The 18,593-nt window shown below is 72.0% G+C and carries 18 protein-coding genes; 15 read left to right on the top strand and 3 right to left on the bottom strand.

The annotated features are described in order from the left end of the window. The first annotated feature begins 29 nt into the window (after nt 1-29). The 12 genes from BM252_RS06870 (at nt 30) to BM252_RS06815 (ending at nt 12,529) form a co-directional block, all read left to right on the top strand. The gene (locus BM252_RS06870) at nt 30-1,409 is read left to right on the top strand and encodes an ATP-binding protein (protein ID WP_245774135.1); all 1,380 of its coding nucleotides are present in this window, start codon (nt 30-32) and stop codon (nt 1,407-1,409) included. Continuing rightward, entirely contained in the window at nt 1,406-2,245 is an 840-nt protein-coding gene (gene cpaB, locus BM252_RS06865) for a Flp pilus assembly protein CpaB (RefSeq protein ID WP_093385455.1), read from the top strand. The genes BM252_RS06870 and cpaB overlap by 4 nt, the downstream gene beginning before the upstream one ends. A gap of 86 nt (nt 2,246-2,331) precedes the next feature. Continuing rightward, nucleotides 2,332-3,819, top strand: a complete 1,488-nt coding sequence (locus tag BM252_RS06860; protein WP_425442271.1) for a type II and III secretion system protein family protein — start codon at nt 2,332-2,334, stop codon at nt 3,817-3,819. A 40-nt stretch (nt 3,820-3,859) separates the two neighbouring features. Then, nucleotides 3,860-4,144 carry a hypothetical protein gene (locus tag BM252_RS06855; RefSeq protein ID WP_093385452.1) on the top strand — a complete coding sequence of 95 codons (285 nt, stop codon included), beginning with the start codon at nt 3,860-3,862 and terminating at the stop codon, nt 4,142-4,144. Next, complete coding sequence (locus BM252_RS06850) at nt 4,141-5,568, top strand: pilus assembly protein TadG-related protein (RefSeq protein WP_093385449.1); 1,428 nt, start codon at nt 4,141-4,143, stop codon at nt 5,566-5,568. Before BM252_RS06855 ends, BM252_RS06850 begins: the two co-directional genes overlap by 4 nt. After that, complete coding sequence (locus BM252_RS06845; protein ID WP_093385446.1) at nt 5,565-6,032, top strand: TadE/TadG family type IV pilus assembly protein; 468 nt, start codon at nt 5,565-5,567, stop codon at nt 6,030-6,032. Before BM252_RS06850 ends, BM252_RS06845 begins: the two co-directional genes overlap by 4 nt. Then, complete coding sequence (locus BM252_RS06840; protein WP_093385444.1) at nt 6,022-6,648, top strand: TadE/TadG family type IV pilus assembly protein; 627 nt, start codon at nt 6,022-6,024, stop codon at nt 6,646-6,648. The genes BM252_RS06845 and BM252_RS06840 overlap by 11 nt, the downstream gene beginning before the upstream one ends. A gap of 37 nt (nt 6,649-6,685) precedes the next feature. Continuing rightward, the gene (locus BM252_RS06835; protein WP_093385441.1) at nt 6,686-7,861 is read left to right on the top strand and encodes a CpaE/TadZ family protein; all 1,176 of its coding nucleotides are present in this window, start codon (nt 6,686-6,688) and stop codon (nt 7,859-7,861) included. 25 nt (nt 7,862-7,886) lie between these two features. Beyond that, on the top strand, nt 7,887-9,233 hold the full coding sequence (locus tag BM252_RS06830; protein ID WP_093385438.1) for a TadA family conjugal transfer-associated ATPase: 1,347 nt from the start codon (nt 7,887-7,889) through the stop codon (nt 9,231-9,233). A gap of 9 nt (nt 9,234-9,242) precedes the next feature. Continuing rightward, nucleotides 9,243-10,220 (top strand): type II secretion system F family protein, encoded by a 978-nt coding sequence (locus tag BM252_RS06825; RefSeq protein ID WP_093385436.1) that lies wholly within the window; start codon nt 9,243-9,245, stop codon nt 10,218-10,220. A gap of 28 nt (nt 10,221-10,248) precedes the next feature. Further along, nucleotides 10,249-11,187, top strand: a complete 939-nt coding sequence (locus BM252_RS06820) for a type II secretion system F family protein (protein ID WP_093385433.1) — start codon at nt 10,249-10,251, stop codon at nt 11,185-11,187. Between the two features lie 52 nt (nt 11,188-11,239). Then, entirely contained in the window at nt 11,240-12,529 is a 1,290-nt protein-coding gene (locus BM252_RS06815; protein WP_093385430.1) for a tetratricopeptide repeat protein, read from the top strand. Nucleotides 12,530-12,726: 197 nt separating this feature from the next. Here the strand turns inward: BM252_RS06815 and BM252_RS06810 are convergent, their stop codons facing one another. From BM252_RS06810 to BM252_RS06800, 3 genes are all read right to left on the bottom strand, one after another. Continuing rightward, nucleotides 12,727-13,131, bottom strand: coding sequence for a DUF4902 domain-containing protein (locus BM252_RS06810; protein WP_174900445.1), 405 nt, complete (start codon nt 13,129-13,131; stop codon nt 12,727-12,729). A 76-nt stretch (nt 13,132-13,207) separates the two neighbouring features. Continuing rightward, on the bottom strand, nt 13,208-13,777 hold the full coding sequence (locus BM252_RS06805; RefSeq protein WP_093385425.1) for an acyl-homoserine-lactone synthase: 570 nt from the start codon (nt 13,775-13,777) through the stop codon (nt 13,208-13,210). A gap of 98 nt (nt 13,778-13,875) precedes the next feature. Then, a complete protein-coding gene (locus BM252_RS06800) occupies nt 13,876-14,292 on the bottom strand; it encodes a DUF4902 domain-containing protein (RefSeq protein WP_093385422.1) in 417 nt (138 codons plus the stop codon). Between the two features lie 150 nt (nt 14,293-14,442). Between BM252_RS06800 and BM252_RS06795 the strand changes: the two genes are divergently transcribed. From BM252_RS06795 to BM252_RS06785, 3 genes are all read left to right on the top strand, one after another. Further along, complete coding sequence (locus BM252_RS06795; RefSeq protein WP_245774133.1) at nt 14,443-15,171, top strand: LuxR family transcriptional regulator; 729 nt, start codon at nt 14,443-14,445, stop codon at nt 15,169-15,171. A gap of 140 nt (nt 15,172-15,311) precedes the next feature. Beyond that, on the top strand, nt 15,312-17,024 hold the full coding sequence (locus tag BM252_RS06790) for an Hsp70 family protein (protein WP_093385419.1): 1,713 nt from the start codon (nt 15,312-15,314) through the stop codon (nt 17,022-17,024). A gap of 3 nt (nt 17,025-17,027) precedes the next feature. Beyond that, nucleotides 17,028-18,575 carry an energy transducer TonB gene (locus tag BM252_RS06785; protein ID WP_093385417.1) on the top strand — a complete coding sequence of 516 codons (1,548 nt, stop codon included), beginning with the start codon at nt 17,028-17,030 and terminating at the stop codon, nt 18,573-18,575. Nucleotides 18,576-18,593 lie beyond the last annotated feature (18 nt).

The following is an 18,593-nucleotide window of genomic DNA, read 5'->3' as shown; positions in this document are numbered from 1 at the left end:
TCGGCCTCAGGAACGACCCGGGAGCAATCATGCTAGAGCTTGAATCCACCCTGTCCGGCATGCCGCCGGAAGCGGTCGCCGCATGCGACTCGGACGCCCTGCCGCCGCTGCCGCCACAGGCTAGGTCGGTGCGCGACACCGGGCTCGAGCTGCAGCTGCTGGTCGAGCTGCTGGCCAAGACCATCCTGGTCGGCGGCAGGAGCCACCTGGCCATGCTCACCGGCAAACTGCGCCTGTCGATCAACGTGCTGCGCGAGGTGCTCGACTTCATGCTCGCCGAACAGCTGGCCGAGGTGGCCTGGCGCGGCGACTCCGACATCGACGTGCAATACCAATTGACCACGGCCGGCAAGCAGCGCGCCGCCGGCTATCTGGAGCGCTGCCCCTACGTCGGGCCGGCGCCGGTGACGCTGGAGGCCTACCGCGCGATGGTGGCGCGCCAGGCCGAGCAGGCGCCGCGCGTGACGCCGGACGACCTGGCCGCCGTGTTCGCCAACGACGGCCTGGCGCCGGCGCTGCGCGAGCGCCTCGGCGCCGCCATGTACGCGCGCCGCTCTATCCTGTTGTACGGGCCGCCCGGCAGCGGCAAGACGGCGCTGGCGCGCAAGCTCGGCGAGCTGGTCGAGGGCCTGGTCGCGCTGCCCTACGCCATCGTGGTGGGCCAGGAGATCGTCGCGCTGCACGACCCGGCGCAGCACCTGCCGCCCGGGCCGCGCCACGCCCAGCAGCTGCGCCTGGCCGGCGAGCGGCGCGGCGGCGACCCGCGCTGGGCGCTGTGCCAGCGGCCGCTGGTGGCGCTGGGCGCCGAGCTGGGCCTCGACATGCTCGAGCTGCAGCGCGACGGCTACAGCGGCTGCTACCGCGCGCCGCCGCAACTGAAGGCCAACCACGGCATCCTGCTGGTCGACGACCTGGGCCGCCAGCGCGTCGCCGCCGCCGACCTGTTGCGCCGCCTCAGCGAGGCGCTCGACCAGGGCCAGGACCAGCTGTCGCTGCAGGGCGGCCACCGTTTCACCGTGCCGCTCGACGTGGCGCTGGTGCTGGCCACCAGCCTGGCGCCCGAGGCGCTGCTGGACGCCTCGGCGCTGCGCCGGCTGGGCTACAAGATCGAGGTGGGCGCGCTGGCCGAGGCCAACTACCGCGCGCTGTTCCGCCGCCACTGCCGCCAGGCCGGCCTGGCCTGCGACGAGGCGGCGCTGGGCTATTTGATCGGCCAGCTGCACGGCGGCAGCGGGCGCGCCCTGCTGGCCAGCCTGCCCGGCGAGATCGTCGGCCGCATCGCCGACTTCGCCGGCTTCGCCGGCGTGGCGCCGCAGCTGAGCATGGCGGCGCTGGACCAGGCCTGGTCCAGCATGTTCGCCGTCGCCGCCGCGCCGGCCGAGGCCGAGCCGCAAGAAAGCATGCAATGAAGAACCGGCGCGCCCTGGTGATGCTGGCCTGCGCCGTGCTGCTCGGCCTGGTCGCGGTGCTGCTGGCCTCGCGCTGGCTGCTGCGGCAGAACCCGGGCAGCGGCAAGCAGATCGTGGTGGCGGCGGCCGACGTCAACCTCGGCCAGCGCCTGGTGCCGGACATGCTCAAGCTGGCCGAGTGGCCGGCCGACAGCCTGCCGCCGGGCGCCCTGCTCACGCCGGCCAAGCTGCAGGGCCGGGTGCTGAAGAGCAGCGCGCTGCGCGGCGAGCCGCTGACCGAGGCCAAGCTGGCGCCGGTCGGCACGCTGGGCGGCCTGTCGGCCCTGATCAGCGAGGGCCGGCGCGCCATCACGGTGCGCGTCAACGACGTGGTGGGGGTGGCCGGCTTCGCCCTGCCGGGCAATTTCGTCGACATCATCGTGCACACCCAGAGCGAGGCGGCCGGCGGCGGGCGCGACCAGGCGATCTCGAAGATCGTGCTCGAACGCATGCTGGTGCTGGCCGTGGCGCAGGAGGTCAGCCGCGACGACACCAAGCCACGCGTGGTCAACGCGGTGACGCTGGAGGTGACGCCGGAGCAGGCCGAGAAGCTCGACCTGGCGCGCAGCGTCGGCACGCTGTCGCTGGCGCTGCGCAACCAGATCGACCCGCGCCCCGGCGTGACCGGCGGCGCCACCAAGGGCAGCCTGCTGGGCCTGCGCGCCGAGGCGCCGGCCGAGGCGCCGGCAGCGGCGCCTGCGCCGCCGCCGCCGCGGCTGGTGCACGCCGCCGCCGCGCCGGCGCGCCACTGCATCGCCGTGATCGACGGCATGCGCAGCGCGCAGGAGTGCCTGTGAGCGCCGCGCGCACGCCGGCGCGCCGCGCCGCCCGGCTGGCCGGCGCGGCGCTGTGCCTGTTGTCGTGGCCGGCGCTGGGCGCCGCCGTGTCGGCCGCGTCGCAGCCGACCTCGGCCTTGGCGCGGGCGGCGGCGCCGGACGGGGCGGCCCCTGGGGTGGCCCAAACGGCGGCCGCGCAGGGCGCCGGCCGGCCGGCGCCGAGCGCCGCCGGCGGCCCGCGCTGCGCCGGCCAGGCGGCCACGCCCGGCAGCCTGGCGCTGGCGCTGGGCAAGTCGACGCTGATGCGCCTACCCGACACCGTGCTCAGCCGCAGCGTCGGCAACCCCGAGGTGCTGCAGGCCATGCTGGTGGCGTCGGACACCTTGTACCTGGTGGGGGCCGACGTCGGCAGCACCAACCTGATCGTGCAGGGCCGCAACGGCCTGTGCAGCGTGGTCGAGGTGACGGTGGCGATGGACGGCGCCGGCCTGCAGGCGGCGCTGGCGGCGCTGCTGCCGGAGGAGAGGAACATCCGCGTCAGCGCGGCGGCCGACACGCTGGTGCTGAGCGGCAGCGTGGCCGACGCCGGCGCCGTCGCCCACGCGCTCGAGCTGGCCGGCGCCTTCGTGCGGCGCCCGGCCAAGGCGCTGCAGCTGCACAAGGAGGGCAAGGACGGCGACAAGGCCGAGACGGCGTCGGCCGCGCCGGCCGGCGGCGGCGGCGTGCGCGTCATCAACCTGCTCAGCGTCAGCGCGCCGCAGCAGGTGATGCTGGAGGTGAAGATCGCCGAGGTGTCGAAGAGCCTGCTCGACAAGCTCGAGGGCGGCGCCTCGCTGCGCTTCGCCTCGGGCAGCTGGGTCGGCACCCTGCTGAGCAATTTCTTCAGCAACACGATGCGCAGCGCGGTCGGCGTCGGCAGGACGGCCGGCAACCACGTCGGCCTCCAAGCGGAGAAGCAGGACGGCCTGGTGCGCATCCTGGCCGAGCCGACGGTGATGGCCATCAGCGGCCAGGAGGGCAGCTTCCTGGCCGGCGGCAAGATCTTCATCCCCGTCGCGCAGGACAACAACAAGGTCACGCTGGAGGAGAAGGAGTTCGGCGTCGGCCTGCGCTTCACGCCGACCGTGCTGGCCGGCGGGCGCATCAACCTGAAGGTGGCGCCCGAGGTGTCCGAGCTGTCGCGCGAGGGCATCGGCATCTCGGCCGTTGGCGTCGCCGGCAGCGCCGTGCTGCCGCTGATCACCACGCGGCGTGCCGCCACCACGGTGCAGCTGCTCGATGGCCAGAGCTTCGCCATCGGCGGCCTGATCAAGAACAACCAGGTCAGCAACATCCGCGCCCTGCCGCTGCTGGGCGAGCTGCCGGTGCTCGGCGCGCTGTTCCGCAGCAGCGACTTCCAGCAGGACCGCAGCGAGCTGCTGTTCGTCGTCACCGCCCACCTGGTCAAGCCGCTGCCACCCAACTACGCGCTGCCGACCGACCGCCTGGCCGCGCCGGAGCGCGCCGCGCTGTTCCTCGGCGGCCGCATGGAGGGCCCGGCCGCGCCGGCCGCGCCCGCCGCGCCGCCGCCGGCGCAGGGATTCGAGTTGAAGTGAGGCCGGCGCCACGCGCCGCCACCCAGAAGGAGGAGCCACCATGCACAGCTTTGCACCACGTCCCCGGGCCGCCGCCGCGCTGGCCGCCGCCGTCCTGTTGTCCGGCTGCGTCGCCACCACGCCGGACTGGGACCAGCACTTCGGCGAGGCCAACCGGGTCGCCTGGGCGCAGCAGGTGCTGCAGCCGGCCGCCGGGCAAAACCCCGACCCGGTCGCCGGCCTGGACGGCGCGGCCGCCGTCGCCGTGCGGGCGCGCTATCTGAAGTCCTACACCGAGCCACCGGCGCCGGCCAGCTTCACCATCGGCGTGAGCGGCGGCAAATGAGCACGCCGCGCCTCCGCCCGCGCCAGCGCGGCGCGCTGCTGATCAGCTTCGCGCTGATGCTCGTCGTCGTGCTCGGCTTCGTCGGACTGGCGCTGGACCTGTCGCGCCTGTACAACCGCAAGGTCGAGCTGCAGAACCTGGCCGACGCCGCCGCGCTGGCCGCCGCCGGCCAGCTCAACGGCACGGCGGCCGGCGTGGCCGCCGCCGCCGGGCAGGCCGCCGTGGTCGCCGCCGCGCACAAAATTGGCTACTGGTCCCCCGTGGTATGGAACGCCGCCGCGCTGAGCTTCGCCAGCACGCCGTTCGCCCCGGCCGGCGCCTGGCAGTCGCTGGCGGCGGCGCAGGCGGCACCGAGCGGCATGCTGTTCGCCCGGGTCGACAGCAGCCAGCTCGACGCCGCCACGGGCGGCGTCGCGTTGACCTTCATGCGCGCGTTGATGCCCGCCGCCGCCGACCCGCAGCTGGGCGCCAGCGCCGTGGCCGGCCGCGCCTCGCTCAAAATGACGCCGCTGGCGGTGTGCGCGATGGGGCCGGCGACGGCGCAGCGGCTCAACCCGCCGGCCACCGCCGAGCTGGTCGAGTACGGCTTCCGCCGCGGCGTCGGCTACAACCTGCTGAACCTGAACCCGAACGCCACCACGCCGGTGTACTACTACGTCAACCCGCTCGACCCGCCGGGCGCGGCCGGCGCGCCGGCCAACCTGGCGCCGGCCGTGCTGGCGCCCTTCGTCTGCAGCGGCACGCTGGCGCTGGCGCGCATCGGCGGCGCCTCGATCAGCGTGGCGCCCGGTCCGGCAGCCTTTCCGCTGGCGGCCGAGCTGAACTCGCGCTTCGACCTGAACATGGGCGTCAACTGCCAGCCATCCGTCGCGCCGCCCGACAAGAACATCAAGGCCTACACCGGCAGCGGGGCGGGCTGGTGGATGAGCGTGACGCCGGCCGGCCAAACGGCGGCGGCCAAGACCGGGGCCGCCTCGCTGGCCACCGTGGCCGACACGGCGCCGCCGGTGGCCGGCGTGGCCGCCACCAGCTACGGCCCGCTGTGGAGCTACGCCGGCGCCGTCGCCTGGAGCGCGGCACCGCCCTACACGGCGTTGGCAACCACCAGATGGGGCGCGCTGTATCCCGGCGTGCCGGCCGCGCCGGCCGCCGTCTCGTATCCGGCGACACGGCCGTACCTCGCCAACATTGGGGCGAATTTCCAAGCACCCAATCCGTCCCGTCCGGGGCTGCGCAACCGCCGTGTGCTCAACATCGCGCTGTTGTCCTGCCCGGTGCCGGCCGGCGCCAACGCGCTGGCCCAGGTGCTGGCAGTCGGCCAGTTCTTCATGACGGCGCCGGCCAGCGGCGCCGCCGTCAGCGGCGAGTTCGCCGGCGTCGTCGACGAGCAGACGCTGGGCGGCCCGGCGGAGCTGTACCAATGAGGCCGCGCGTGCCGCCGGGGCGCCTGCAGCGCGGCGTTGCCGCCGTCGAGCTGGCGCTGATCCTCGCCTTCGGCTTGGCCCTGGCGCCCAGCGTGGTGGTGCTGGGGCGGGTGTTCTGGACCTACACCGCGCTGCAGAAGGCCACACACGACGCGGCGCGCTACCTGGCCAGCGTGTCGGTGATTGATATGACGACGTCCGCCAAGGCCCTTGCCGCCGCCGACGTGGCGCGGCACATGGTGGTCCAGGCCGCCGCCGCCGCGCATATCAGCCCGGCGTTGTCGGCCGGCCTGGTGACGGTGCTGTGCGACGGCTTCAACTGCGGCTCTGCTCCGGGCGCGCCGGTGCTGATCCAAGTGCATGTGTCGGTGACCATGTTCGACCAGTTGAACGGCGACGACGATAGCCTGTTCGGCGGCGACACCGCCATCGTCGCCGGCGCGGTGGTGCATTATGCGAACTGAGCCGTCCGCACCGCCCCGGCGCCCGGCCGTCCCGGCGCGCCGCGCAGGCGGCGCCACGGTGGTCGAGTTCGCCTTCGCCGTGTCGCTGTTCTTCCTGTTCGTGTTCGGCATGCTCGAGTTCGCCCGCGCCGTGTACCTGTGGAACACCGCGCAGGAGGTCACCCGGCGCGCCGCCCGCGCCGCCGCCATAGCCGACTTCGGCGACGCCGCCGCGCTGGCCGCCATCCGCCAGAACGCGGTGTTCCGCAGCACGCCCGGCGCGCTGGCGCTGGGCGGCGACGTGGGCGACGGCCACGTGCAGATCGGCTACCTGTCGCTCGACGTCAACGGCAATCTACAGGACATCGCGGCGGCGGCCCTGCCGGCCGGGCGCGGCGCCAACGCGCGCAACTGCACCGCCAACCCGCAGGCGGCCGACTGCATCCGCTTCGTGCGCGCCCGCCTGTGCGCGCCCAGCTCGGCGGCGGACGCCTGCGACGGCATTTCCTATACGCCGATGGTGGCCCTGCTGGCGCCGCTGTTCAGCGCCGACGGCCTGCTGCCGCTGTCCCTGCCGCCGTCGACCACCGTGCTCAAGGCCGAGTCGCTGGGCTACACGCCCGGCGCCGTACCGTGACGGCCGGCCCCACCCCACCACCCACAAAGGATGCACAATGAAAGCGTTGATGATTAGCCATGACAGCCTGCTGCACGCCGAGGTCGCCGCGCAGGGCTCGGCGCGCATGCCGGCGGTGCAGCTGGTGGCCTCGCGCAACGGCCTGCGCGAGGCGGTCGAGCGGCCCACCCCCGAAGCGCCCGAGCTGGTGATCGTCGACGCCAGCGGCCTGGCGGTCGACGAGGTCGAGCTGGTCGAGCGCCTGTGCAAGCTGTACCCGGACAGCTCCTTCATGCTGCTCACCCGCGAGGCGCAGCAGGACCTGCTGATCCGCGCCATGCGCGCCGGCATGCGCGAGGTGCTGCAGCTGCCGCTGCTGCACCGCGCCTTCCACGAGGCGATGGACCGCATCGAAATCGCCGCCGGCGTCACCCAGCAGCGCGACGGCAAGGTGCTCGCCTTCATCTCCTGCAAGGGCGGCAGCGGCGCCACCTTCCTGTCGACCAACTTCGGCTACGCCCTGGCCGCGCTGGCCGACAAGAAGGTGCTGCTGATCGACCTGCACGGCCAGTTCGGCGACGCCACGTTGTACGTGTCGGACCAGAAGCCGGGCATGACCTTGTCCGACATCTGCGCCCAGATCGGCCGCATGGACGGCGCCTTCCTCGAGTCCTGCCTGGTGCACGTGGCGTCGAACTTCGGCGTGCTGGCGGCGGCCGACGACCCGACCCACCAGGTGGAGATGAAGTCGGAGCACATGGACGCCATTTTGCGCGTGGCGCGCCAGCACTACGACTACATCGTGCTCGACGTCGGCCGCCAGATCGACGCCATCTCGCTGCGCGCGCTCGACCATGCCGACGCCATCTACCCGGTGCTGCAGCTGGCCCTGCCCGACATCCGCGACGGCCGCCGCCTGCTCGACATCTTCCGCTCGCTCGGCTACCCCAGCGAGCGCACCCGCCTGATCGTCAACCGCTACGAGAAGGGCGGCAAGCTGCGCCTGGCCGACCTCGAGCACGCGCTCGGCGCCGACGTGGTGCACACCGTGCCGAACGACTACCTGTCGGCCACCGACTCGGTCAACCAGGGCATCCCGGTGCTGCAACTGTCGCGCAGCAGCGCGGTGGCGCGCAGCCTGGCCGAGCTGGTCGAGCTGGTGACGGCGCGCCGGGTGGCCGAGAGCAAGGGCTTGTTCGACCGCCTGTTCGGCCGCGGCGAGGTGGCGCTGTGAGCGCCGCCGCCGGCGGGGGCACGCCGTGAGCCTGCGCGAGCGCCTGGCCGGCGCCGACGACGCCCGGGCCCAGCCGGGCGGCCAGCAGGGCCTGGCGCACGCCGCCTACCAGGAGCTCAAGCGCAGCATGCACCAGATGATCCTCGACCGCATCGACCTGGAGCGCCTCAAGCGCCTCACGCCGGAGCAGTTCAAGCACGAGCTGGCGCTGCTGGTGCAAAGGATCATCGAGGATGAGCGCATCGCGCTCAACCAGAACGAGCGGCACAGCCTGGTGCTCGACATCCAGCACGAGATGCTCGGCTTCGGCCCGCTCGAGCCGCTGCTGGCCGACGCCGACGTCTCCGACATCCTGGTCAACACCTTCGACCAGGTCTACGTCGAGCGCCGTGGCCGGCTCGAGCTGACCGAGGTCACCTTCCACGACAACGCCCACCTGATGAAGATCATCGAGAAGATCGTCTCGCGGGTCGGCCGCCGGGTCGACGAGTCGAGCCCGATGGTCGACGCCCGCCTGCCCGACGGCTCGCGCGTCAACGCCATCATCCCGCCGCTGGCGGTGGACGGGCCGATCCTGTCGATCCGCCGCTTCGCCGCCAACCCGCTGACGATCGACAAGCTGCTGGCCTACAAGAGCCTGACGCCGCCGATGGTGCAGGTGCTGCAGGCGCTGGGCCACGCCAAGGTCAACATCCTGATCTCGGGCGGCACCGGCAGCGGCAAGACCACGCTGCTCAACGTGCTGTCGGGCTTCATCCCGGCCAACGAGCGCATCGTCACCATCGAGGACGCCGCCGAGCTGCAGATGCGCCAGCCGCACGTGGTGCGGCTGGAGACGCGGCCGCCCAACATCGAGGGCAAGGGCGAGGTCAACCAGCGCGCCCTGGTGCGCAACGCGCTGCGCATGCGGCCCGACCGCATCATCCTCGGCGAGGTGCGCGGCGCCGAGGCGCTCGACATGCTGCAGGCGATGAACACCGGCCACGAGGGCTCGCTGGCGACGATCCACTCGAACACGCCGCGCGACGCCCTGGCGCGGCTGGAGAACATGGTCGGCATGGCCGGCGTCAACCTGAGCGCGCGCGCCGCGCGCCAGCAGATCTGCTCGGCGGTGACGGTGGTGATGCAGGTGTCGCGCCTGACCGACGGCGCGCGCAAGCTGGTCAGCCTGCAGGAGATCACCGGCATGGAGGGCGACGTCATCGCCATGCACGAGATCTTCCGCTTCGAGCAGAGCGGCGTCGACGCGGCCGGCCGGGTGCAGGGCCGCTTCTTCGCCACCGGCGTGCGGCCGCACTTCGCCGAGCGCCTGCGCATGTTCGGCGCCGCCGTGCCCGACAGCGTGTTCGACCCCGACCGCGTGTTCGAATAGGGGGCCGGCGTGGACCTGGTCTTTTCGGCCTTCGTCGTGCTGCTGTTCGCCGCCGTGATCCTGCTGGTCGAGGGCGCCTGGCTGTGGTGGAGCGCCAGCCACGGCGGCGGCGCGCGGCGCATCGCCAAGCGCCTGCGGCTGATGTCGGCGCGCGGCGGCGGCGGTGGCGACAAGGTCAGCATCCTCAAGCAGCGCCGCTACAGCGCCAACCCCTGGCTGGAGCCGCGCCTGCGCCGCCTGCCCCGGCTGGCGCTGCTCGACCGCCTGCTGCTGCAGGCCGGCGGGCGCTGGTCGGTGGCGCAGTTCTTGGCCTGGTCGGCCGCGCTGCTGCTGGCCGGGCTGCTGCTGCCGCCGCTGTGGTCGCCGCCGCTGGCGCTGGCGCTGGCGGCGCCGGCGCTGGGCGCGGCGCTGCCCTATCTGCTGGCGCGCCGCCTGCGCCGCGCCCGCCTGCACAAGCTCGAGCAGCAGCTGCCGGAGGCGGCCGACTTCCTCGGCCGCGCGCTGCGCGCCGGCCACTCCTTCGCCAACGTGCTGCAGATGGTGGCCGACGAGTTGTCCGAGCCGATCGCCGGCGAGTTCCGCGCCACCCACGAGGAGATCAACTACGGCGTGCCGATGAACGAGGCGCTGCAGAGCCTGGCGCTGCGGGTGCCGCTGACCGACCTGCGCTACCTGGTGATCGCCGTGCTGATCCAGCGCGAATCGGGCGGCAACCTGGCCGAGGTGCTGGGCAACATCAGCCGGCTGATCCGCGAGCGCCTCAAGCTGCAGGCCCAGGTGCACGTGATGTCGGCCGAGGGCCGCCTGTCGGCCTGGATCCTGGTGCTGTTGCCGCTGGCGGTGATGCTGGTCATGTCGCTGACCAACTACGCCTACATCAGCGTGCTGTGGACCGATCCGGCCGGCGTCAAGCTGTTGTGGTACGCCGCCGGCGGCATGCTGGCCGGCATCGTCTGGATGCGCGGCGTGATCCGCATCCGCATCTGAGCAAACGCTTCGAACCGGGGGAGGGGCCATGAGCGGCGCACAAATCGCATTCCTGTTGCTGGTGTTCGTGGTGGCGGCCGGCCTGGCCGGCCTGGCCATGCTGGCCTTTTCCAAGGTGCCGCTGCGCGAACGCCTGGGCGGCTTCATGGCGCCGGACCAGGCCGCGCCGCGCCAGGAGGGCGGTTGGGTCGAGCGCGCCGCCAAGGTGGCGCAGCCGTTCACCCGCCTGTCGCTGCCGGAGGAAGGCTGGGAGCGCTCGCCGCTGCGCACCCGCTTCATGAACGCCGGCTGGCGCGACGCCAACGCGCCGACGCTGTACTTCGCCGCCAAGACGGTGCTGGCGCTGCTCATGCCGGCCCTGCTGGCGGCGCTGGGCAGCGGCGCCCTGCGCGACGGCGGCGGCAACGGCTGGATGCTGCTGCTGCTCGGCGGCGCCAGCGTCGGCTACTACCTGCCCAACCTGGTGCTGGGCAGCGCGGCGGCGCGGCGCCAGCGCGAGATCTTCGAGAACCTGCCCGACGCGCTGGACCTGCTGACGGTGTGCGTCGAGGCCGGCCTGACCCTGGAGCGGGCGCTGAGCAAGGTGGCCGGCGAGATCCACATCAAGAGCCTGGCGCTGGCGCAGGAGCTGCAGATGGTGATGATGGAGCTGCGCGCCGGCTTCAGCAAGGACAAGGCGCTGCGCAACCTGGCCCTGCGCAGCGGCGTGGAGGACGTCGACACCCTGGTGGCGATGTTGATCCAGTCCGAACGCTTCGGCACCTCGATGGGCGACTCGCTGCGGGTGCACTCGGACAACCTGCGCAGCCGGCGCAACCTGCTGGCCGAGGAGGCCGCCGCCAAGGTCGCCCTCAAGCTACTGTTCCCGCTGATCTTCTGCATCTTCCCGACGCTGATGGTGGTGCTGCTGGGACCGGCGGCGATTCAGATCCAGCGCGTGCTGATGCCGGCCATGGCCGGCTCCTGAGCGGCGGGCCACCACCACCGCGCGGCGGCGCCGCGCAACCGGGAGAAGCGCGATGCGCACCACGATTCGTCTGATCAGCCTGGCCTGCGCCAGCGGCATGCTGTTCGCCTGCAGCGGCATGGGCCGGCCGCCACCCTTCCAACAGGCGGCGCCGCAGCCGGCGCCGCCCAGACCCGAGCGGGCGGCGGCCGGGCCGGACGCCGACGGCTACTACGCGCTGGGCCGGGCGCAGCACGGCGCGCTGCGCTACGAGGCGGCGCTGGCGGCCTACCGGCGCGCGCTGCAGCTCGACCCGGCGCACGTCAACGCGCGCAACGGCCTGGCGGTGCTGCACGCCGGGCGCGGCGAATACGCCGAGGCGATCGCGCTGTGGCGCGCCCTGCTGCCGGCGCCTGGCGCAGGCGCCGGCACGAGTGCGAGTAGCGGCGCCGGCCCGCAGGCGGCCTTCTTGTGGGGAAATCTCGGCTACGCCTACTTCCTCAGCGGCGCCGACGAGCCGGCGCTGGCCGCGCTCGAGCAGGCCTGCCTGCTCGACCCGCTCAACGCGCTCAGCTGGGAGCATCTGGGCGAACTGCTGCAGCGCATGGGGCAGGGCGAGCGCGCCGCCCTGATGCGCCGGCAGGCGGCCAGCCTGCGCCAACACGACTACCGGCGCGACTATGCGCTGCTGGCCGGCGGCGGCGGCGGGCCGGCCGGCGCGCCGGCCGCGCCGCCGGCATCCGCCATCGCCACTGCCACTGCCGCCACCGGCACCGGCTCCGTCACAGCGGGGCCGCCCGCCTGGCCGCCGGCCTTGGCGCAGACCGAGGTGCGGCGCGAGGGCGCGGCCCTGGTCAGCGTGCATCGCGTGGCCGCCGGCGCCGCCGTGTCGTCGTCGGCGGCGCCGGTGGCGGCAGCGGCAGTGCCGGCGCCGCCGCCGGCAGCGGCGCCGAGCGACAGGCGGGTCGGTTTCCGCCTGGCGGCCTTGACCGGCGAGGACATCGACCCGGCCGCCACGCTGGCGTCCGTCGCGTTGTCCCCCCGGAGCTGGGCCACCTCGGCGCCGGCCCGGCTGGAGATCAGCAACGGCAACGGCGTCGCCGGCATGGCCGCCGCGCTGGCGCGCACCGTCGCCGGCGACGCGCTGCAGGTGGTACGGTTGAGCAACGTGCGCCATTTCGCCGTGCCGTCGAGCCGCATCGAGTACCAGCAGCCGCAGGAGGCGGCGGCGCGCGCGCTGGCGGCGCGGCTGGGCTTGCGCGTGGCGGCGCAGGGCGAGGCGCGCGGCAGCGCCGAACTGCGCATCGTGCTGGGCCGCGACCTGCTCGATCCGGCGCTGCTGCGCCAACGCTACCTGAAGTAGCGCGGCCGGCGCGCCGAGCCGGGCGCGGCGGCGGCCGGCGGCGGCCGGCGTGCGGCCGACTCGGGCGCGGGCGGGCGCTCGGCCGGGAGGGGGCGGGACGACGGGTGAGAGCGAGGGGATCAGCGAGCGGGGCGAGCGAGCGGAACGTGGTCGGGTGCGGGCGAAGGGCCGGCGCCGGCCGGATCGCGCCGGCGCGGCTAGCGCTGGCCGGCGGCGCTGGCCGCGTCGGCGGGCGCGTAGCGGGCGACGATGTAGAGCAGCGCCTGGGCCTGCCAGTCGATGCCGTCGATGAAGTCCTGCAGCAGCGCGCAGGCCTGCTCGTGGCCCAGCTCGGCGCCGGCGGCGTTGAGCAGGCGCACGTTGCTGCGCGGCGCGCTGATGCGCCGCAGGTCGACCCGGCTGGCCGCCTGCATCTGCCAGTCCCAGCCCAGCGTCAGCGCCGGCTGGCCCTGGCTGACCCACTCGGTGTAGCCGGTGATGGCGCTCAGCACGGCGTCGCCGCCGCCCGGCGGGCAGTCCTCGTCCAGGCCGGAGATCAGGTGCACCACCTGGCTGTCGCGCAGCGCGTGGAAGGTCAGGCGGACGGTGCCGTCGTTGAGCATGGGGGCGGGGCTTTCATGATCGGGGCCGGCGGGCGCGGCCGGCCAACCCGGCCAGCGGCACGGCGCGGCGGCGCCCTTACGCGCCGGCCTCATCGCCCAGCTCGATCCAGCAGGCGAAGATCGGATGGCCGCCGACGATCATCGGCGGACCGGCGCGATGGGCGTGGATGCCGCCACGGCGCAGCAGGCGCTCGATGCCGATCGGCGAGACGGTGATCAGGCGGCGCGCGCCGTGCGCCTTGGCGCAGGCGATGGCCTGGTGCAGCAGCTGGATCGAAAAGCCGGCCGAGAACTGGTCCAGCGCCGAGCTGGCCTGCTGCTCGAAGTCGACCGCCGCGAAGCGCGACAGCTCCCACACGTCCGGGCTGCAGGGCACCGGCGCGCCGTTCATCAACTGCGGGAAGACCTCGCCCAGCAGATACGGGCTGCTGGTCGGCAGCAGGCGGGCGCAGCCGTTGATGTGGCCGGCCTCGTCCTTCGACACCACGTACAGCGTGTCGTCGTGGTCGAACTGGTCGACCTCCTGCCGGTTGCGGGTCTCCAGTTCCCAGCCCAGCGTTTCGATGAAGACCTTGTAGCGGTAGCTGGCCATGTCGGCCATCAGTGCCGCGGAAAGAGTTTCTGCTTTGCCTGAGATAACGTTCATGTCTGCCCCTGATTGGTTGAAGATGCGATCTCTTCATTGGACCCGAACGCGGGGGCAGCGGTAAGCTGTCAATCTTGACAGTCACTCCAAGTTGCCGTTCAGACCAGGCGCGGCCGGCTCAGATAGTCCAGGGTGGCGGTCTGCCACGGTTGCCGGTCGACATAAAATTCAAGTAACATTGCCGTTTTTGCTTGACCATGGTCAACCCTGCTGCTATCGTCGACCAACATGACATTGCTGCGCGGCGCGTGCAGGCGGCGCGGCCGGGCGCCGGGTCCGGTGGCCGGCAGTTGCCAGTCCCAGCCCAGCGAAATGGCCGGCCAGCCGGCGCTGACCCACTCGGTGTAGCCGGTGATGTCGGTGGCGACGGCGGCCGACATGGCGCGCGCGCCGCCCTGCCCATCCAGACAGGAGATCAGATGGCCCAGCGTGATGGCTTCCAGCTCTTGCAGCGACAGGCGCACGTAGCCGTCGGCCGAGACGGACAGCGGGGGAAGGGGCGTGGTCAGTAGCATGGCGTCGTGGTCTTTCTGCGGAAATACCGAAAAGGCTGGGCAACTGTAGCGTAGCGCGAACGCGCCCGGGCCGGCAGCTGTCAACTTTGACAGGTGGCGCCAGGCCGGCGGCGGCTTGCATCTTGCATGTCGATACTTCATGGAGGGGGGATGCATTTGCACAAGACCAACAACGCCACCTGGCAGGAGCTCAGCATGCAGGCGCTGCTGTCGGCCGGCAGCGAGACCGAGCTGTTCGCCGTGCTGTCGAAGACCGCCGAGGAGCTCGGCTTCCAGTACTGCGCCTACGGCATGCGCATGCCGCTGCCGCTGACCAACCCGAAGACCGTTCTGCTCAACAATTACTCGCGCGCCTGGCAGGAGCGCTACGCCAGCCAGAATTATCTGGCGATCGACCCGACCGTGTCGCACGGCATGAGTTCGGTGCTGCCGCTGGTCTGGTCGGACGACCTGTTCACCTCGTCGCGCCAGTTCTGGGAGGACGCCCGCGCCCACGGCCTGCGCGTCGGCTGGGCCCAATCCTCCTTCGACGCCAAGGGCGTGGCCGGCATGCTGACCCTGGCGCGCTCGGACGACGACCTGTCGGCCGCCGAGATCAGCGCCAACTCGCTGCGCATGTCCTGGCTGGCCCAGGCCGCCCACGAGAGCCTGGCGCGGCTGATCGCCAAGCGCTCCAACGAGCAGCCGGTCGTGCTGACGGCGCGCGAGGTCGACGTGCTGCGCTGGACCGCCGACGGCAAGACCTCGGGCGACGTCGGGCAGATCATGAACATCTCCGAGCGCACGGTGAACTTCCACGTCAACAACGCCGTCGAGAAGCTGGGCGCGGCCAACAAGACGGCGGCGGTGATCAAGGCGGCGCTGCTGCGGTTGTTGTGAGGTAGACGCGGCGCGCCGTATCGCAGGCCGCCGCCGCGATGACCAATTCCGCAATGTTGATTCATCTGGGTTATGATGCATCTCGGCAATATTCGCCGGGATGAACGCTCCGGCGCCGTCATTTTTCATAGGGAATCGATATGATTGTCGGGATAGACCTGGGCACCACCAACAGTCTGGTCGCCGTTTGGCAGGATGGTGCGGCGCGCCTGATACCGAACGGTTTGGGTGAAGTGTTGACGCCGTCTTGCGTCAGCGTCGACGAGGACGGCAGCATCCTGGTCGGCCGCGCCGCGCGCGAGCGACTGCAGACCCATCCGACGGCGAGCGCCGCCGCGTTCAAACGCCACATGGGCAGCGACAAGCGGATCATGCTCGGCCAACGCGCCTTCCGGCCGGAGGAGCTGTCGGCGTTGATCCTGCGCTCCTTGAAGGAGGACGCCGAGGCCGCCCTCGGCCAGCCGGTGACGGATGCCGTCATCACGGTGCCGGCCTACTTTTCCGACGCCCAACGCAAGGCCACGCGGGCCGCCGGCAAACTGGCCGGCCTGAACGTCGAGCGCTTGCTCAACGAGCCGACGGCGGCGGCGCTGGCCTACGGCATCCATCAGCGCGGCAGCGAGAGCAAATTTCTCGTGTTCGACCTGGGCGGCGGCACCTTCGACGTCTCGGTGCTCGAGTTGTTCGAGAACGTGATGGAGGTGCGCGCCTCGGCCGGCGACAACTTCCTCGGCGGCGAGGACTTCGTGCACTGCCTGGTCGAGCGCTTTTTCGCGCACGAGAAACTGGCGCCGGCCTACCGCAACGACGCGCAATTCATGCAGCGCCTGGCGGCCCAGGTTGAACTGGCCAAGCGCGCCTTGAGCGATGCGCCGCGGGCGACCATCCGCGTCGCCGACGGGGATGCGGAATTTTCCATGGAGCTCGACGAGGCGGCGCTGGAAAAATCCTGCGAAGGCCTGCTGGCCCGGCTGCGCGAGCCGGTCGAACGGGCGCTGCGCGACGCCAACCTGGTCAGCAGCGAACTCGACAACGTCGTCCTCGCCGGCGGCGCCACCCGCATGCCGGCGGTGCGCCGCATGGTGGCGCGGATGTTCGGCCGGCTGCCGGCCTGCGACATCAATCCAGACGAGGTGGTGGCCCTCGGCGCGGCGGTGCAGGCCGGCCTGAAAATGCGCGACGCCGCCCTCGACGAGGTGGTGATGACCGATGTGTCGCCCTATTCGCTGGGCATCGAGACCAGCAAGCCGCTCGACGCGATGACATTCTCCTACGGCCATTTCGATCCCATCATCGAGCGCAACAGCGTGGTGCCGGTGAGCCGGGTGAGGAGCTACTATCCGGTCCAGGACGGCCAGCGCTGTCTGGAGATCAAGGTGTTCCAGGGCGAGGCGCGTATGGTGGCCGACAATATACGCCTGGGCCAACTGCACGTGCCCCTGCCGGCCGGCGCGCGCGCCGACGGCGGCGTCGACGTGCGCTTCACCTACGACGCCAACGGCATCCTGCAGGTCGAGGCGACCGTCCAAAAGACGCGGGAAACGCTGGCCCTGGTCATCGAGGGCAACCCGGGCACCATGAGCGAGCAGGAGATCGCGCACAGCCTCGCCGCCCTGTCCGGGTTGAAGATCCACCCGCGCGAACGCATCGAGCATCGCACCATGCTGGCGCGCGGCGAGCGCCTCTACCAGCAGTTGCGCGGCAAGGCCCGCGAGCACATGGGCAATCAAATCCTGCGCTTCGAGCGCACCTTGGAGACGCAGGACCAGCGCCAGTTCGAACCGGCCGCGAAGGCCTTTCTCGAGGTGCTGGAATACTTCGAGCAGCAGAGCGTACTCCACAGCGAGGACTGAGGCGTGCCAGAGCGCCAGCACTTCCTCACCAGACTGGGCCTGGACGGCGACGCCGACGCGCGGACCATCCGGCGCGCCTACGCGCGCGAGTTGAAACAGATTGACCAGGAGCGCGACGCCGTCGGCTTCCAGGCGCTGCGCGAGGCCTACGAGGCGGCTCTGTCTTGGTCCGATCTGGGCGCGGTGGCAGCTCCCGCTTCGGCTCCCGGTCACGGCGCGCGCCCGCCGCCGGCCACGCCCGACTACGGCGCCGCGCGCGTCGCGGTGCCGCTGCGGGTTCCCGAGGCGGCGCCGGCGTCGACCAACCCGATGCCAGCGCCAGCCGACCCGGCGCCGGCAACAACCGACCCAGCGCCGGCGCTGGCCGAACCGACGCCAGCGCCAGCCGACCCGGCGCCGGCAGCAACCGACCCGACGCCGGCGCCACAAGTCAGCGTCGATGAGTGCCTGCCGGCGCCGCTGGCGCAAGGCGGCGTCAATCCGAATCAACTGGCGCAGGCGGCGTTGCAGACCTTCCGCGCCGCCTGCGCCGATCTGCTGCAGGGGCAGCGGGCCCGGCAGGAATCCACGTGGCGCGACGCCCTGCGGCGGTGTCTTGACGACGAGGCGATGGAAAATATCGCCGCGCGCGGCATCTTCGAGGCGCGCATCGCGGCCGGCTTGGCGCATGGCTGGGCGGCGGGCAACGAGATCCTGTTTGGCGCCGCCTGCAGCGTGTTCAACTGGGCCGAGGACCGGCGCCGCCTGCTGCGGTTTGGCCACGACGGCACCGTGTTGGACCGGGCGCTCGAAGAGCGCGACATGTTCAACGCCATACCGGAACTGGAAAAGGAGGCGCAACGCGCCGTCATGGCCAGGCTGCGCGACGCCAGGCCGCCGACCCGCGAAGAACTGCGGCGCGACCGATTCCACTTCGAGCGCCTGACGGCACGTTTTCCAACCATGATGGCCTTGCTCGTCGACGCGAACCATCTGCAGCAGTGGCGTCGTTCGTATGCGCAGATGTCCGAGCCGCAAGGCGAGCAGCCGCGCGCGGCGGGCATTGGCCGCTGGCGGCGCTTCGCCGGCCACCCCATCGTATTGGCGCTGAGCGGCGCCGGCACCATCGCCGTCGTCTTGGCACTGAGCGCCTTGTTGCGTCTGGCATCCAATCTCCTCGACTCTCCGCCGGATGCGGCCGCGTCTGCGTCATCGAATCCACCAGCGCTGTCGGCGCCGGCGAACCCGTCCGGCGAGCGGGACCAGCCGCCGACGCAGGAGCGCATGGCCGAGATGAAGGCGCGGATACAGTACATCCCGTCGCGGTACACGGCAGGCACCAAGCTGCAGGTCAAGTACCAGGTTTCCCTCGACGAGGAGCGCCACGTCGTCCGCGTCTACAAGGTAAGTGGATCGGGCAATTTGCTGTTCGACGAGGCGGTCGCCAAGGCAATTCTCGACACGCCGCCGTTCCCCAAGAACACGATGCGGGAGTTTCGCTTTTCGTGCGCCTATGTGGGGGAATTTGGCGCGACGGCGCCCGAACCGGATGGTGGCGAGCACGGCGGATAGCGGCCGGCGATGGTCTGG

It is taken from the genome of Rugamonas rubra, assembly GCF_900114705.1.
Classification (GTDB): domain Bacteria; phylum Pseudomonadota; class Gammaproteobacteria; order Burkholderiales; family Burkholderiaceae_D; genus Rugamonas; species Rugamonas rubra.
Note: the sequence above shows the minus strand (reverse complement) of the source record. Positions and strands in the feature narration are given on the sequence as shown.

What these genes read in the sequence shown, in the direction of transcription:
- BM252_RS06790 (WP_093385419.1), top strand. Translation starts at nt 15,312, where the DNA reads ATGATTGTCGGGATAGACCTGGGCACCACCAACAGTCTGGTCGCCGTT.
- BM252_RS06850 (WP_093385449.1), top strand. Translation starts at nt 4,141, where the DNA reads ATGAGCACGCCGCGCCTCCGCCCGCGCCAGCGCGGCGCGCTGCTGATC.
- BM252_RS06805 (WP_093385425.1), bottom strand. Translation starts at nt 13,777, where the DNA reads ATGAACGTTATCTCAGGCAAAGCAGAAACTCTTTCCGCGGCACTGATG.
- BM252_RS06810 (WP_174900445.1), bottom strand. Translation starts at nt 13,131, where the DNA reads ATGCTCAACGACGGCACCGTCCGCCTGACCTTCCACGCGCTGCGCGAC.
- BM252_RS06855 (WP_093385452.1), top strand. Translation starts at nt 3,860, where the DNA reads ATGCACAGCTTTGCACCACGTCCCCGGGCCGCCGCCGCGCTGGCCGCC.
- BM252_RS06815 (WP_093385430.1), top strand. Translation starts at nt 11,240, where the DNA reads ATGCGCACCACGATTCGTCTGATCAGCCTGGCCTGCGCCAGCGGCATG.
- BM252_RS06870 (WP_245774135.1), top strand. Translation starts at nt 30, where the DNA reads ATGCTAGAGCTTGAATCCACCCTGTCCGGCATGCCGCCGGAAGCGGTC.
- BM252_RS06795 (WP_245774133.1), top strand. Translation starts at nt 14,443, where the DNA reads ATGCATTTGCACAAGACCAACAACGCCACCTGGCAGGAGCTCAGCATG.
- BM252_RS06845 (WP_093385446.1), top strand. Translation starts at nt 5,565, where the DNA reads ATGAGGCCGCGCGTGCCGCCGGGGCGCCTGCAGCGCGGCGTTGCCGCC.
- cpaB (WP_093385455.1), top strand. Translation starts at nt 1,406, where the DNA reads ATGAAGAACCGGCGCGCCCTGGTGATGCTGGCCTGCGCCGTGCTGCTC.
- BM252_RS06800 (WP_093385422.1), bottom strand. Translation starts at nt 14,292, where the DNA reads ATGCTACTGACCACGCCCCTTCCCCCGCTGTCCGTCTCGGCCGACGGC.
- BM252_RS06835 (WP_093385441.1), top strand. Translation starts at nt 6,686, where the DNA reads ATGAAAGCGTTGATGATTAGCCATGACAGCCTGCTGCACGCCGAGGTC.
- BM252_RS06840 (WP_093385444.1), top strand. Translation starts at nt 6,022, where the DNA reads ATGCGAACTGAGCCGTCCGCACCGCCCCGGCGCCCGGCCGTCCCGGCG.
- BM252_RS06820 (WP_093385433.1), top strand. Translation starts at nt 10,249, where the DNA reads ATGAGCGGCGCACAAATCGCATTCCTGTTGCTGGTGTTCGTGGTGGCG.